The organism is Amycolatopsis rubida (assembly GCF_900115345.1).
GTDB classification, from domain to species: domain Bacteria; phylum Actinomycetota; class Actinomycetes; order Mycobacteriales; family Pseudonocardiaceae; genus Amycolatopsis; species Amycolatopsis rubida.
On sequence record NZ_FOWC01000004.1, the window covers coordinates 320,961 to 335,487 of the forward strand.

The following is a 14,527-nucleotide window of genomic DNA, read 5'->3' on the forward strand; positions in this document are numbered from 1 at the left end:
TCAGAGGGAAATGTGCAGCTCACCGCCGCCGTGCGAGGTCTCCGCACCGGCGTGCAGGTCAAGGCCGAGGCCCTGGTGCCCGAGATCGGAGACCGTCGAGACGGTGTCGTGCACCATGCCGACACCAGCGTCGGTCCCGGTGTGCGCCTCGGTCGCGGCGTCGGAACGCTCGGTCTCGCCGTGCGAGATGAGCGAGTGCGCCTGCTGGGTCACACCGTTTACCGCGTGGTTCAGCCCGTCGGCGCTGAGCGTGTTGCTCAGGCTGCCGACGTTCTCGGTGACGGTCCCGACAGCGTCGCTGACGTGCCCGGCAACCCCGCCGCCGGCCTCGGTCGCGTGGTCGGCGACCTGCGCGGCGGAGTTCGCGACCGGCAGGTCGCTGACGTTCACCGGGGAAGCCGCCGCGAGCTCTCCGCCGACATGCTGCACCTGCGAGATGGCACCGTCAGCCGCGGTGGCCGCCTGCCCGCTCGCCTGGGCGACCGCGCTGGAGTCCAGGCCGCTGGCCAGGTCGCTGCCCAGGGCGAGTGCACTGGTCGGGTTCTGCACCAGCGCGGTGACGGACGCGGCAGCGTTCTGCACGTCGCCGAGACCCGGCACCGAGGGCAGCCCCGGAACGGCCGGGACACCCGGCACAGCCGGAACCGACGGCAGCTCGCCAGCCACCGGCAGCGCCGGAACGGCCGGGACCGCACTGGCGACGTCGCCGACACCAGGCAGCGCACCGACGCCCGGAAGAGCACCGGCACCCGGCAGCTCGCCGAGACCAGGGAGCTGGCCGACGCCCGGAAGTTCACCGAGACCCGGCACTGCCGGCAGCTCGCCAAGGCCCGGAAGCTCACCGGCGGCGGGCAGCGCCGAAGCACCAGCCACGTCGCTCACGACGGGCAGTTCGCCGAGGCCAGGAAGGTCGTCGACAGCAGGCAGCGCACCCGCGCCCGGCAGCTCGCCAAGACCGGGCAGCTCGCCCACGCCCGGCACCGCCGGCAGCTCGCCGAGGCCCGGCAGCCCAGGCGAACCCGCGGATGCCGCAGCACCACCAGCCGAGACGCCGAGCGAAGCGGTGAGTGCTTGCAGCTGTTCGATAGCGCCCTGCGGACCGTCTCCGAGCGCAGTGGTCAGGTCGCCTGCCTGGGGCAGTTGCCCGAGCGAGGCCAGGTGGTCCACCGGCACGTAGTCGAGCACCAGCGGCGCGACCTCGTTCACGTCGGCGGCGCTGATGTCGCCCAGCCCAGCAGCGGCCAGCGCGGCCTGCGGGTCCTGGCCGAAAGCGGCGAGCGCGGACGGGTCTTGGAGCAAGGTGAGCGTGAAGTCGTGCAGAGTCTGCACCGAATCCATGGGGGGATCTCCACTTGTAGTGATTACGGGGAATGCCCGGCCCTCCCCGGCCGGGCGTGGCGCCCAAGGTAGGGACGGGGCACCCCCGCTCACATCGGGGTTTACACCCAGTCGCGCCTCGCTCAGCCGTTAGGGGGTCGATATGAGATCGTTAGGGAGTTAGGGGATCGGACACGCAGAACCCGGTTGGGTTAAATCCCACCCCACTCTTGCCCGTCTGACCCGAACGGGTGAGGATGCGTATCCGTTCAGTGAGTTACGCCCCTTGGCCGAACCCCGACTGCGACGAAGGGAGGAAGCGGCGGTGCCCTACGTGCTCGGCATCGATCTCGGCGCTGCCCGGACCCACGCCGCGCTCCGTCGCAGACACGGTGACCGGTGGGACGATCCCGAGCCGTTGTGGCTGGGCGAGATCTCGTCGGCGACCGCGACCGCACTCTTCCTCGACGACGAGGGTTACCTGCTCACCGGCGACGCGGCCACGCAAGCCGGCACCGCCGTTCCGTCCCGCCTGATCACCGGCTTCCACCGCCGCATCGGCGACGACGTGCCGGTGTTCATCGGCAGCGAACCGTTCACCCCGGAGTCCCTGACCACTGTCTTCGTCGAAGGCATCGCCGACGTCGCAGCCGGCCAGACCGGCGGACCGCCGCGCCAACTCGTCGTCACCCACCCCGGTGACTGGGGCGGTTACCGGCGCGAACTCCTCCGCCAGTCGCTGGCGGAGTCCGGTTTCACCGCGGTCACCCTCGTTCCCAGCGCGGTCGCCGCGCTCTACGCCCACCTTCCGGAACCCGGTGCGGGCGACCGGACAGCCGCGGTGTGCGAGTTCGGCCCGGACGGCGTCACCGTCACCTTGGCGACCGCCTCGGGTGCCAGCGGCTGGATAGCCCGGAACAGCACCGAAGGCGTCGCTCCGGGTTCCGCAGTCAAGACCGCGTTCGGCCTCGCACAGGCGGCCAACGTCGCCCCCGAGTCGCTGGCCGGCATCGTGTTCTGCGGCGAACCCGGCCCGGGCACTCGCCCTGTACGTCTGCCCTGTCCGTTTTTCACGGGCCCTCAGCCTGCGGATACGGCGGCCGTCGGCGCCGGGATCCTCGCCAGTCAGCGGACGAGGCCTCTCGCGCGAAGGGAAGCCCCCGCGCCCGAAACCACCTTGCTGCCGCGAGTCGACCGCGAACCCGAACTTCCGGAAAGACCCGAGCGACCGCCGGTGGACATCACTCCATTCACGCTGCCGGAGCCCGAGGGCGCTGCCAAACTGTTGCGTCGATGGCGACCGCTCGCCGCCGCGGCGGCGGTGCTGGCGATCAGCTCCTCGATCCTGATCGCGGTCCTCACGTCCCACGAAGCGACCGCCGACAAGGAACCCGTATCTCCCCGTCCCCCTGTCCTGAGCTCGTGCGCCCACCCAGCCACAGCTCCCTCTGGTGAAGGTCACTGTTGAACGCACTGCTGGCGAAAACCGGCAACGACGCCGTCCACCCCGCAGCCCGCCGCCTCCTTGAACAACTCGCCGACGCCCCCGCGGCCCCAGTCCGGCTCGTGGTCGTCGCACCCGGCGGCTACGGCAAGACGGCCTTGCTGGGCGCCCTCGATCGCAGCTACCGCGAAGCAGGTGTCGAGGCCACGGTCGTCGACGACGCAGACCAGCTCGACGACGAAGACCTGACCAGGCTCACCATGCTCGCGGCCGCCAAAAAGGGACCGCTCGTGGTGGCACACCGTCCAAACCCTCGCGCGCAAGCGTTGCGGGCCCTCGGCGAAACCCTGCTGCTGCCGCCGCTGACCGTCGACGAAGTCGGGAAGCTCGCGAAACAACTCACCGGCCGCACCGCGGACGCCCCCGCCCTGCACGCCAGCACCGGCGGTGTCCCCCGTCTCGTGGAACGGGTCGTAACTGCCCGTCTCGCGGACTTCCGCGCTGAGCTGGCGGCACTCGACGACGACGTTCTCCGCTACCTCATCGCCGCCGAAGCCGGTGCGGCCCGCAACCTCGACCTGCTGTGTTCATTGCTGGAGCGCGCACCAGACGAACTGCCCGAAGTCGTCGACGGCGCCCGCGCTACCGGCCTCCTCGACGCCGAAGACATTCTTCTTCCTGCCGCCGCAGAAGCAGTACGCGCTTACGGACCGCCCGCCCGACGCCTAGCGGTGTTGCAACAGCTCGTGGAAGCACAGCTGACTCGCGGCCTGCCCGTATTAGACCTCGCGACGTCTCTGCTTGATGCGGGCAGTTCTGGTGCCTCCGCAGCAACCGCATTCGCAACCGCCGCGAGCGAAGCACTCTCCACCGACCCAAAGCACGCCGCACGACTCTTCGAAGCCGCAGCCGAAGCTGGCGCCCGCGACGCCGCGACCACGACGGGCTGGGCCCGCGCCGCCGCACTGTCCGGAGACTTGGACACGGCCCTCCGTCTAGGCGACGGCATGCTGTCCGGCGAAGACCCCGAAGCCCGAGCCGCCGGTGCCGAGATCGCCGCGACAGTCCTGGCCCACCGCGGCGAACTGGCCCGAACTGCCGAGCTGTACCGCTGGGCCGCAGCCACGGACAGCTGGTCTCGTCAACACGCGGCCACTCCGCTATCCAACTCCGGCGGCCCTGACTCCACCCGACCAGACAACGAAAGTCCCAACGCCGCGGTAATGAGCCACCAAGCGGCAGCCCAACGGACATTCGCCAACTCGACAGATTCTCAAGCCTCCGCGCTCCCCCACCGCGCGGACGCTGCCGGAGCCGCCGCCGATCACACTTCCGTTGCACCGACCGCTTACGTTCCCAACGGCCATCCCTCGTTCCTCACGCCGACCCAACCAAATAGCGAAAGCTATCGGTGGGTCGGCCCTGGCGCAGTGGACGCGTTCGCCACGATCGCCCTCGTCGGAACTGGCCAGGCCACCGACGGTCAAGCTGTCGCCAACGTCCCGATGCCGGGAGTCGCGCCGACGTTGTTCACCGGTGCCGCAGCGCGAACAGCAAGCGGGATCGTGGAATCGGTGTCCGGCTGCGGAACAGAGGCGCTGCCGACCCTCGTAGGTGCAGCAGCAATGCTCGAACCGGCGGTCGGCGGTGCACCGCTTCCGGACAGCCCCGCCGCGCTCGCCGCACTCGCGGGCCTGCACGCGGGCGAACTGGCGCTCGCCGAATCGGTACTGGAACGAGCACTGGCCAGCAGCGTCGGCGGCGATCTGCTTGCGCCCCGGCACCGGCTGCTGCTCGGCTGGGTCGCGATGACCGGCGGCCATCTCGCCGCCGCGACGGAACACCGCGACGCCGTCGTCGGCACCAAGCTTGAGGCTCGCGACGAACTGTTCTTCGCGACGCTGGAACTCGGCCTCGCCCGGCGGGCGAGCGACTTGGTCGGGCTGCAGCAGTCGTGGGAGCGGGCGTATCAGGCGTCCATGCGTCAACAAGTGGACTTGTTCACGTTGCTGCCGTTGGGAGAACTGGCAATCGCAGCCGCTCGGACCGGTGCGCACGCCAAGCTGTCCCGTCGGCTAGAAGGCGCGCACGCGATGCTTGACCGTCTTGGTAATCCTCCTTTGTGGACGGTCTCGCTGTGCTGGCACGAATTGCACGCCGCGATCACCACGGAAGACCGCGACACCGCCGAACAGCAACTGGCAGCGCTGAACCGCTTCGCTGACTGCGGCCGCTACCCGGCCGCGCTCGCCTGCGCCGCTGGGTGCTGGCTCGCGGTGCTCAGTGGGACGTTCGATCCAGGAGAAATCTCCGCAGCAGCCGCGGAACTTCATGAACTGGACCTGTGCTGGGACGCGGCCCGACTGGCCGGCCAAGCCGCGATTCGCACCTCTGACCGCAAGGCGATGGTCCAGCTTCTCGAAGCGGCTCGGCAGTTCCAAGGCACGACTGGACGTCTCGAGTCCGCCGCCCCGGCACCAGGCGCGGCGACCGGCTTGAGCGCCCTCAGCGAACGCGAGCTTGAGGTCGCCCGCCTAGTAGTCGACGGACTGACTTACAAACAAGCCGGTAGCAAACTCTTCATTTCCGGCAAGACCGTCGAACACCACATGGCCCGCATCCGCGGCAAGCTCGGTGCCGCAGACCGTCGCGAGCTGCTCGCGACCCTGCGCGAGCTCCTCGCCAAACCGACCGCGCACTGATTCGTGGACGGCTTCAGTCCCGGCTGGGGCCAAAACGCTCGGTCCGAATCGACTGCAGCGAATGTCCTAACGCGAGCATGATGTCCGCGGCGGTCTCTACGAACCCGGTAGGTCCGCAAATGTACGTGGTGGCATCGAAGTCAGCTGGCCACGCAGCGGTGTTCAATGTGGCGACGTCGATGCGCCGCGGAATGCCGGATCGCCCTTCCGGGAGCTCCCGCGTGTAGACGTAAGTGATGTCCAAGCCTGCGTAAGGTCGGCGGAGTTCCTCGGCGTAGTACAGCTCTGCCGGGGTGCGCAGCGAATAGACCAGCCGGAACAGTGCTTTGCTGCCAGCTTCGCGACGAGCCCGGATCATCGCCATCAGCGGGGCGATGCCTGCGCCACCGGCAACGAGCAGCACCGGTGCTGAGTCGGTGGGACGCCACACGAACCAGCCACCGATTTCAACCGGGTCACCGATCGAGTACGGGCCGGTGAGATGTTCGGACACTTCACCGTCGGCTACTCGTTGCACGGTCAGTTCGATCCGGTCTCCGTTCGCCGGTGCAGCGAGCGAGTAGCTGCGTTGTGCCGTGTAGCCGTCAGTTGCGGTGAGGCGAACGTCAACGTGCTGTCCCGCGAGATGGCCCGGCCAACCTGGGATGTCGAAGACCAGGGTGCGCGCGGTCGGTGTCTCCTGCCGGACTTCGGCGAGCCGGGCGACGCGCCACGCTAGTCGCCCTGATACCGCTGTTCCCGCCATGGATCTCCGTAGTCGTGGTAGCCGGCCGCTTCCCAGAAGCCTGGATCGTCCTTCGTCGCGAGTCGCAACTCGCGCACCCACTTCGCGGACTTCCAGAGGTAGAGGTGCGGCACCAAGAGCCGAGCCGGGCCGCCGTGTTCCGGAGTGAGCGGTTTGCCGCCGTACTCGTAGGCGATCCAAGCTTGTCCGCCCAGGACATCCGCGAGGGGAAAGTTTGTGGTGTAACCGCCGTAGGAATGCGCCATAACGTAATCAGCGGCCGTCTCGAGATCCCCGACGAGCGCATCCACTGGGACACCGCGCCAACGAGTGTCCAGTTTGGACCATTGGGTGACGCAATGGATGTCGACCGTGACCTTCTCGCCCGGCAGCGCCATCAGTTCCGGCCACGACCATGAGCGGCGTTCGCCGCGCTCGGTCACTACCGCGAACTCCCACCGCTCTGTGCTCACTCTGGGGGTGGGCCCAGCCGAGAGAACCGGGAAGTCCTCGGCGAGATACTGCCCTGGTGGCAGCCGCGGATTGGCACCGCGGGCGCGTCCGGTGAAGCCTGGTGTGACGACTCCCATCGCGCTCCCTCCGGACATACCCGACAGCTCGGTTCCTCAGACGCGAGACTACCCGCGTATCTGCAGCCCGAGCGACGTGACGAGCACCGCCGCCTGTTCCGGAGACACGATTGCGCCGGCCAGCGATGCACGAGTGAGGTCGAGGGCCGACAGATCACTTCCCCGGAGTTCGGCGCGCGTGAGATCGATGTCCTGCAGCTCCGCCCCGGACAGATCCAGGTCGGTGAGCACAGCTCCCGAACACTTCGCCTTGGTGAGGTCCGCTTCGCGCATCCGCATCTGTTGGAACGTGACTCCACGCAGGTCGGCACCGTTCAAGCCGACGAAAGACCAGTCTCCGCCCGTCACACGCAACGGCCGCAGGTCGCAGTCCTGGAATCGACTGCCGACCAGCTTGCACCCGGTGAACTCAGCGTCGAACAGGTTGCACCCTTTGAACACGCAACCGGTGAACGCAGAGTCGGTGTGCCGGGAAGCGTTCAACTGGACGTTTCCGAACACACAGTCCAGGAAGGAGACACCGCGCGTGACTGCTTCCGTGAGATCGACCTGGTGGAACTCACAGCGCACGAACCGACGCGCCGTGAACTCCTCCGCGTACCAGTCTTCTCGCCGGTAGACGCGGTCTTCGACCGTCTCGATGTCAGACGGCTCGTGGTCGTGTTCAGACATTCGTCAAGCCTAGTTCGCTGCCCCGCCGATCGGGTGCCGGACGCGACGTCAAGCGCCTCGCTGACGCGGAATTCTGGCTGGTGGCGGCCAGGATCACCGAGACCGCAGCACCTGCCGAGCCGCCGGTTACTCGGGCGGCTTGCGTAATCGGCCCGTTCCCGTCCGTTACGCGGCTCATGCCACAGGAAGGAGCGGTCTCCTCAGGACAGCCATACGATGGCCGGATGAGCGAAGGCCGATGGTTCGATGCCTGGGTGCCCTGGCCCGAACTGTCGGGCCTGGCCGCCGCGGGCCGGGCACTGCTGCCCGCAGTGCCCACGACTCCGGCCGCGATCGCCCGGACCGTCACCGAGCAACTGGTGGGCCGTCGCCTGACGACCACAGTGCAAGGCCACGAAGTCGGCCTGACCCTCACCGAACTTGATTACCCGGCGGACTCGCTTCGTCTGGCCACCGGTCGGGTCGGAGACGTCCGCATTGTCGCGGAAGACGTCGACTGGCCCGTTCCGAACAACTCGGCGGCCCCCGTTGAGCACGGCGCTGGCAGCCTTGCCGGCACTGCTCGCTCGTCTCGAACTGCAACGGCCGGAGCAGCGTCGAACGCGCGTGGCGAAACGAAGGGCCCGACCACCGCGGACGCGCCCGGCATGCCTGCTGCGACGAGCACTCGGTCCCCCGCCGACGAAACAAGCAAGACAGACGACCCGCCGGATGCGGGCGGTGTTTCGCCTGGCCGCATCGCACAGACCGCCGGCGGCCGAGCTGACGCACACCCATCCGGTCCACGAGAGAACACAGCATCGTCGGATTCTGTTCAGGCGCAAGGCGATCGCCGAGTTGCGGAAGCCACACCAGGTGCCGCAGCATGGAACCCCATCTCGGGATCTGGCGCAACAAACACGGGACCGCATGAATCCGAACGACCGACTTCTCGACGCGGCTCCAGACGGGCGTCCACCGGTCGCGAAGCCGGTCCTGAAACGTGGCCAACTGTCGGACCGCCTGCGCAGCCAGATGTCGACCGCATTCCGCTGCGGCGCGTGACCGTGCTCGCCAAAGACGTACGGCTTCGAGGACTGCCTTCGCCAGCGGCAATTCCCGGATCTGTCGAACTCGAGATAGAAGTGAGCGGGACCGTGGTGCGGGATCGGGTCGCCACGGCACGTCCGGACCTGATCGCGACACCGCATCCGGAAGGATTCCGTCTGCACTGGCGGAAACATCCGCGCTGGGGATATTTGACTCTCGTCGCAGGCATCGAAGACGAAGCGATAGTGCTGACCCCGACCGCGCTCTGCCTCGGACGGCGGACGAGGCGTCCGCCGAAGCGGATCCGGCCGATCGTGCTCCCCCTCCCGAATCTGCCGAAAGGCTTGCGCCTGACCGGAATCCGACCTGGCGAAGACGAGCTCTCGCTGACGATCGCAGCCGACGAATGGCCTGGACGGCTCGCCCGGATTCCCTTGCCGGACTTGCTGACCTGGCTGACGACAGCGGCAATGACACTGACACTTCCCGGATTCGGATCACGGTCCCTCCCCTGAACCGGCGGCGACGCCCACCGGACCCCTTCTAGGCCCGAGCGATGGACGCGGTGCTGCCGTGCTCCAGAGTGCTCGAACATGCGTTCCCAATCATCACCCGATCAGGGAAAGATCGAAAACCGTTGGCGCATAAGGGAAGTTCGAAAACAGCTCGAAATCCTGTCGGTGCGGTCCGCTAGCCTCGGAATCGAGCCGTCGATTCGCTCCGAGGGGATACCGCCGATGACAGCCACCGCAGAACTGCTCCGAAGAGCCCGAAGATCCCGGCACCATGCCGGACATCCGCGGGCAATCGCGGGTTCAGAGCGACGCTTGTTCCTCCACCGGAAGGCAAACTTCGAACCGCGTGTCACCCGGTTCCGACGTCACCTTGATGTCGCCCGAGTGCCGTTCCACGACGATCCGCCACGAGATGTCCAGCCCGAGACCGGTGCCTTCGCCGACGCCTTTGGTCGTGAAGAACGGCTCGAAGATGCGCTGGCGCACCTCCTCCGGGATCCCTGGACCGGTGTCGCCGATCTCGACGCGCACCTGTTTGCCGACCTGCCACGTGCGCAGAGTCAGCGTTCCCTCGCCGCCCATGGCACCGACGGCGTTGTCGATGATGTTGGTCCACACCTGGTTCAGTTCGGCGGCGTAGGCAGGGACCCGGTCGATCGAGCAGTCGTATTCCTTGACCACACGGATTCCCTCACCGAGCTTGCCCGACATCATCACCAGCGTGGAGTTGAGCCCTTCGTGGACGTCAATGAACTGGTGCGGGGCGCGATCCATTTGCGAGTACTGCTTCGCCGCGCCCACGAGCGTGGAAACCCGGCTGGTCGAGTCTTCGATCTCGCCCATCAGCATCTCGGTTTCGAGCGCGTACGCGAGCCAGCGGATCGCGCCGTCGAGCAATCCTTCGCCCACCGACTCCAGCACATGGTCGAGGTTCGTCGGGGTGAGCCCGGCAGCGACGAAGATGCTGGCGAGGTCCCAGCCCTGGTCGATGCCATGGTCATCGAACCAATCGCCGATCTCGTCCTCGCGGTCGGCTTGCTGCATCGCGGAGAGCTTGGGCGCGTCGCCGACCTGCTTCACCAAGCGTTCCTGCACGTCGAGGAGCAGCTCGAGCAGATCCGGGTCGATATCCTTCTTCGCCAGGATCGCCAGCTTGTGCCGCATGCCGGCGACTCGCTCGCGCAGCGCGGCTGTCGCCCGTACCGCAGCCGCGGCCGGGTTGTTGAGTTCGTGCATGAGCCCCGCGGACAACTCGCCGAGCGCGACGAGCCTGCGGCGCGACGACACCAGTGCGTCGGTGTGCCGCCAGCCGAGATACATCCCCTCCAGCAAGTGCGCCGCCATCGGGAACCATTGCCGGAATTCGACGGCGAACTCCGCCGCGGGAAGTGTGAGGAAGGTCAGGTCGCTGACGGCGTAAATCGTCGCGCCGTACGTGGCTTCGCTGGCCTGGTATGCCAGGAATTGCGTTGCGCCGCAGTAGGAACCGCGCTGATCGGACCGCTTCATCTCGACCTCGGCACCGGCCACCACGCGGGTCATCCGCAACGCGCCGTTGAGCAGGACGTAGAAGCACGTGGCCGGGTCGCCCTCGCGGATCACCACGGAGTCGGCCTTGAACTCCTCGCGCACCGCGTTCTGCTCGATCCAGTCGAGCTGCGCGTCGGAGAGATGTTCGAACAAGAACAAGCTGCGGAGTTCCTCGCGCGGCAAAGCGGGCTGAGTCACTGTTCCTCCAAGTAACGGTGGACCAGGGTCACGGCCATGGCGCCCTCGCCGACGGCGGACGCCACGCGTTTCACCGACTGCGAGCGCACGTCTCCGGCCACGAACACGCCGGGTACGGACGACTCCAGGTAGTGCGGATCGCGGTCAAGGGTCCATCCCGGCGGCCTGCGCCCGTCCTCCACGAGGTCTGGGCCGGTCCGGACGAATCCGTGGGCGTCCCTGAGGACGCTCTTCCCCAGCCACTCTGTGCGCGGAGCGGCTCCGATGAAGATGAAGAGGTGTTCCGTGTCCAGTTTCTCGGTCACGCCGTCTTTGCAGACCGTGATGGACTCGAGGTGATCGTCCCCGTGCGCCTTGACCACGGTGGTGTGCGTGCGGACGTGGACGTTTTCGATGGCAGCGATCTGCTCGATGAGGTAGTGCGACATCGACGACTCCAGCGACGCGCCGCGCACCAGGAGCGTCACGTCGGTGGCGTGCTGGGCGAAGAACACAGCCGCCTGCCCCGCAGAGTTCGCGCCGCCGACGATGTACACGTGGTCGTTCGAGCACTCAGGCGCTTCCGTCGCGGCAGAGCCGTAGTAGACGCCCCGGCCAGTCAGCGCCGCGATTCCGTCGGCTTCCAGCGCTCGGTAGTTGACGCCGCTGGAAAGGATCACGGAGTGCGCGGCGATCTCGGATCCGTCGCCGAAGGTCACGACCCGGCTCGATCCGCGCGCTTCCAGACCCACGACATCGCGGGCCGTAAGCACTTCGGCACCGAACTTCTGCGCTTGGCGGCGGGCTCGATCCGTGAGCTGTGCGCCGGACACTCCGTCCGGGAAGCCAAGATAGTTCTCGATCCTGGAGCTGGTTCCGGCCTGACCGCCGGTGGCCTTGCGCTCGACCAGCACGGTCCGCAGTCCCTCGGAAGCGCCGTAAACGGCGGCACCGAGTCCAGCCGGACCGCCGCCGATCACCACCAGGTCGTAAAAGTCCTGCGCGGGCTGCGTGGAAAGGCCCACCGCATCGGCGATCTCGCTTCCCGATGGCTGTTTCAGCACCGTGCCGTCCGGCGTCACCACGACCGGGATGTCGGTCTCGCACGCGCCAGCAGCTTGGAGAATGCGGCCAGCTTCTTCGTCGTCGACCGAGTACCAGCGGTACGGGACGGCGTTGCGGGCCAGGAAGTCGCGCATCCGGAACGAAGGTGCCGAGTACCGGTGCCCGATCAGCTTCGTCTCTTCGACCGGACGGTCGCCTACCGCAAGCCAGGTCTCGACGAGCGAGTCGATGACCGGGTACAGCTTCTCCTCGGGCGGGTCCCAGGGCTTGAGCAGGTAGTGGTCGACGTCGACCACGTTGATCGCCTGGATCGCGGCATCGGTGTCGGCGTAGGCCGTCAGCAGCGCCCGCCGGGCGTTCGGGAACAGGTCCATCGCCTTCTCCAGGAAGACGATGCCGTCCATGTGCGGCATGCGGTAGTCGGCGAGGATCGCCGCGACGGCGTCGCCGCGCAGCTTGATCTCGCGAAGTGCGTCGAGGGCGTCGGCACCCGAATCGGCACGGATGACGCGGTAGTCCCTGCCGTAGCGGCGACGCAGGTCGCGCGCCACCGACCGCGAAACGGCGGGGTCGTCGTCGACGGTCATCAGGATCGGCTGGCTCACACGGCACAGCCTACGGTGTCCTGCCAGCTGTCACGGCAAGGAACAGAACCAGGGACCGGTGCCCGTCGCAGCCGCCACCGCGGCGGGCACCGGTTGTTCAGGTGGCGGCTACGGGTAGCGCACCAAGTTCACCGGTTTCGTCCCCGGCGGGGTAGTCGCACCGACGTCGTTGATCACGTGGGTGATCGTTCCCTGGTGGTTGAGCGAAACCGTCACCATGCCGTGGAACCGCACGTCGGGGGCGACCGGAGCGGCGAAGGCGCGCGAGCAGGACACCGACGGGTTCGTGCTGAAAAAGCAGTAGCTGCCAAGGCCCCAGGCTTCGTGGCTGGTCACGTCTGGGGCGACCTGGTACGCGGCGTAGCCCGCGGTCCCGCTGTTCATCCAGGCTGCCTGGTCGGGGACGTCGTAGGGCATCTCGTTCTGGAAGAAGTAGGTGCGCCCGCCGTTTCCGTTCCAGGTCACCTGCGTCTCCTGGAAGTGCTCGACGAACAACCCGTAGACGGTCACGTCGTTGCCGTTCACCACCAGGCCGGTGTCGGCAGTGTTGGCACTCCAGCCAACGCGGCTGTCGTCGGCACCGTGGTCGGCTCGCCAGAGCCACAGGTGGTCGCCGATCACGTCGTTGCTGTTGACGACGAGGCTGATGCGAGCTTTGCCCGCCGCGGCGCCGCCGACGCGGAAGAACACGTCGTGCAGCGAGGTCGGGTTCGCCGAATGGTCCGCGTCCGACCCTGGATCGCCGACCTGCATAAGCGTGGCCGACGAAGTCGTTCCGGCGTCGATCAGCAGGCCGGCGATCTTCACCCCGTCCACGTCGTCGACGTTGATCGCAGTGATCCCGCCGTCCGGGATCAAGGTCGCGATGCCAAGGCCGAGGACGACCGTGTCCGGGCGAGTCACGTGGAGCGGCTGTTCAAGGTGATACACGCCTGGGGTGATCAGCAGGTTCTGGCCCGCCGTCAAAGCCTCGTTCATCTCGGACGCGGTAGCGCCTGGCTTCGCGATGAAGAACTGGTCGACCGGCAGTGAAGCGCCTGGGGCGCTGTCGTGTTCCCAGGTGACCCCGGAAGTGTTGCTTCGCAGGGCGGGCACGAACACCCGGTAGTGACCGGATTCGTCGACCTGGAGGCACGGCTTCTCGCGGACGACCGGGACCTGATCGATCGTCGTGTAAGGCGGATCCGGGAAGGTGCTGGCAGGAGCGCCGTCCACTCCGACGAACACCATGTTCCAAGTGGACCCGGTCCAGCCGCCGAAGTGCGAAGCGCGCGAGATCCATTGCTGCTGCGATCCGGAACGGATCTGGCCGTCGATCTTTGTGTCCGAGATCCAGCCCCCGCTCGACCAGCCGCCGCCGTCGTCGAGGCGAAGGTCGCCGCGGACGTGCATGCGCCGGTACGGGCTCGCCTGCGAAACGGCCCATTGGTCCGCGCCCCCGACGGGGTTCACGGACAGGTTTTCCGCGCCGCGCCAGAAGTTCTGGGTCGCGTTGTTCGGGGGAAACCAGTCTGCCTCAACGTGCACTGCGCCGTTGATCGTCACGGCGTCGGGCGTGCTGCCCAGTCCGAGGATTTGGGTGTAGAAGCCGACGTTCACGTCGTTGGAGTAAGTGCCCGGTTTGAACAGCACCGCGTAGCGCTGACTGCCGAACTGGTTCTTCTCCTGCTCCGCGAAGATCGCGTCTAGCTCGCGCTGGATGCTCGCGCTCGGCATCGACGGATCGAAAACGACGACGTTCGGCCCCAGGTCCACTTGTCCCGGCGGCGGAGAAGTAGTGCCACCCACGGAGATCAGTGTGAACGACCGGTCAGTGCCGTCATGACGGCCGTACTGCTGCGGCTTCTCGCGGTCGGCTGCCAACCCGGCCGGGCGAGGTTCGCGGTCTCGGCCGGGGGCAAGATCGACAACCGCAGCGGTCGGATGTGCTGGCCATTGCGGGTCAGACTCGGCGGACGGCAGTCGCGGCGGGGCTGCGGCACAGCTGGTTTCCGAGGCGTTCTTGTCCGCCGGCGAGAGAGGGCGGGAGGGTCGGGTGGTCGTCTCTGCATCGCCCTTGCGGGTGAGGTGGAAGTGCCAATCGTGCGCGTTTGTTCCGGTGCCGGTGTACGAGCGGGCCAGCGCGGCGGGCGTGGCGGGCGGACGAGTAGCGGCTCG

Annotated in this window: 10 protein-coding genes; 3 read left to right on the plus strand and 7 right to left on the minus strand. The window is 67.5% G+C overall.

Annotated elements, in window-relative coordinates; translation table 11 throughout:
- Nucleotides 1-1,338 carry an IniB N-terminal domain-containing protein gene (locus BM362_RS19110; RefSeq protein ID WP_208865256.1) on the minus strand — a complete coding sequence of 446 codons (1,338 nt, stop codon included), beginning with the start codon at nt 1,336-1,338 and terminating at the stop codon, nt 1-3.
- 304 nt (nt 1,339-1,642) lie between these two features.
- Between BM362_RS19110 and BM362_RS19115 the strand changes: the two genes are divergently transcribed.
- Nucleotides 1,643-2,785 carry an Hsp70 family protein gene (locus tag BM362_RS19115; protein ID WP_093574046.1) on the plus strand — a complete coding sequence of 381 codons (1,143 nt, stop codon included), beginning with the start codon at nt 1,643-1,645 and terminating at the stop codon, nt 2,783-2,785.
- Complete coding sequence (locus tag BM362_RS19120) at nt 2,782-5,463, plus strand: helix-turn-helix transcriptional regulator (protein WP_208865257.1); 2,682 nt, start codon at nt 2,782-2,784, stop codon at nt 5,461-5,463. The genes BM362_RS19115 and BM362_RS19120 overlap by 4 nt, the downstream gene beginning before the upstream one ends.
- Before the next feature lie 13 nt (nt 5,464-5,476).
- On the opposite strand, the gene BM362_RS19125 is transcribed toward BM362_RS19120, so the two are convergent.
- Genes BM362_RS19125 through BM362_RS19135 form a run of 3 tightly spaced genes read right to left on the minus strand, consistent with a single transcriptional unit; the run spans nt 5,477 to nt 7,449 of the window.
- Nucleotides 5,477-6,208: a ferredoxin reductase gene (locus BM362_RS19125; RefSeq protein ID WP_093574047.1), complete on the minus strand. Its 732-nt coding sequence runs from the start codon at nt 6,206-6,208 to the stop codon at nt 5,477-5,479.
- Nucleotides 6,178-6,777, minus strand: a complete 600-nt coding sequence (locus BM362_RS19130; protein WP_067592191.1) for a molybdopterin-dependent oxidoreductase — start codon at nt 6,775-6,777, stop codon at nt 6,178-6,180. The genes BM362_RS19125 and BM362_RS19130 overlap by 31 nt, the downstream gene beginning before the upstream one ends.
- A gap of 48 nt (nt 6,778-6,825) precedes the next feature.
- Nucleotides 6,826-7,449 carry a pentapeptide repeat-containing protein gene (locus BM362_RS19135; RefSeq protein WP_093574048.1) on the minus strand — a complete coding sequence of 208 codons (624 nt, stop codon included), beginning with the start codon at nt 7,447-7,449 and terminating at the stop codon, nt 6,826-6,828.
- 224 nt (nt 7,450-7,673) lie between these two features.
- Between BM362_RS19135 and BM362_RS49055 the strand changes: the two genes are divergently transcribed.
- A complete protein-coding gene (locus BM362_RS49055; protein WP_244287207.1) occupies nt 7,674-8,993 on the plus strand; it encodes a hypothetical protein in 1,320 nt (439 codons plus the stop codon).
- A 300-nt stretch (nt 8,994-9,293) separates the two neighbouring features.
- Here the strand turns inward: BM362_RS49055 and BM362_RS19150 are convergent, their stop codons facing one another.
- From BM362_RS19150 to BM362_RS19160, 3 genes are all read right to left on the minus strand, one after another.
- Nucleotides 9,294-10,721, minus strand: a complete 1,428-nt coding sequence (locus BM362_RS19150) for an ATP-binding protein (RefSeq protein ID WP_093574049.1) — start codon at nt 10,719-10,721, stop codon at nt 9,294-9,296.
- On the minus strand, nt 10,718-12,370 hold the full coding sequence (locus tag BM362_RS19155; RefSeq protein ID WP_067592182.1) for an NAD(P)/FAD-dependent oxidoreductase: 1,653 nt from the start codon (nt 12,368-12,370) through the stop codon (nt 10,718-10,720). Before BM362_RS19155 ends, BM362_RS19150 begins: the two co-directional genes overlap by 4 nt.
- 108 nt (nt 12,371-12,478) lie before the next feature.
- Nucleotides 12,479-14,086 (minus strand): coagulation factor 5/8 type domain-containing protein, encoded by a 1,608-nt coding sequence (locus BM362_RS19160; RefSeq protein ID WP_208865269.1) that lies wholly within the window; start codon nt 14,084-14,086, stop codon nt 12,479-12,481.
- Between the last annotated feature and the right edge of the window lie 441 nt (nt 14,087-14,527).

Coding starts and splice junctions, on each gene's coding strand:
- BM362_RS19110 (WP_208865256.1), bottom strand. CDS start 1,338: ATGGATTCGGTGCAGACTCTGCACGACTTCACGCTCACCTTGCTCCAA.
- BM362_RS19125 (WP_093574047.1), bottom strand. CDS start 6,208: ATGGCGGGAACAGCGGTATCAGGGCGACTAGCGTGGCGCGTCGCCCGG.
- BM362_RS19130 (WP_067592191.1), bottom strand. CDS start 6,777: ATGGGAGTCGTCACACCAGGCTTCACCGGACGCGCCCGCGGTGCCAAT.
- BM362_RS19135 (WP_093574048.1), bottom strand. CDS start 7,449: ATGTCTGAACACGACCACGAGCCGTCTGACATCGAGACGGTCGAAGAC.
- BM362_RS49055 (WP_244287207.1), top strand. CDS start 7,674: ATGAGCGAAGGCCGATGGTTCGATGCCTGGGTGCCCTGGCCCGAACTG.
- BM362_RS19160 (WP_208865269.1), bottom strand. CDS start 14,086: ATGCCGAGCGCGAGCATCCAGCGCGAGCTAGACGCGATCTTCGCGGAG.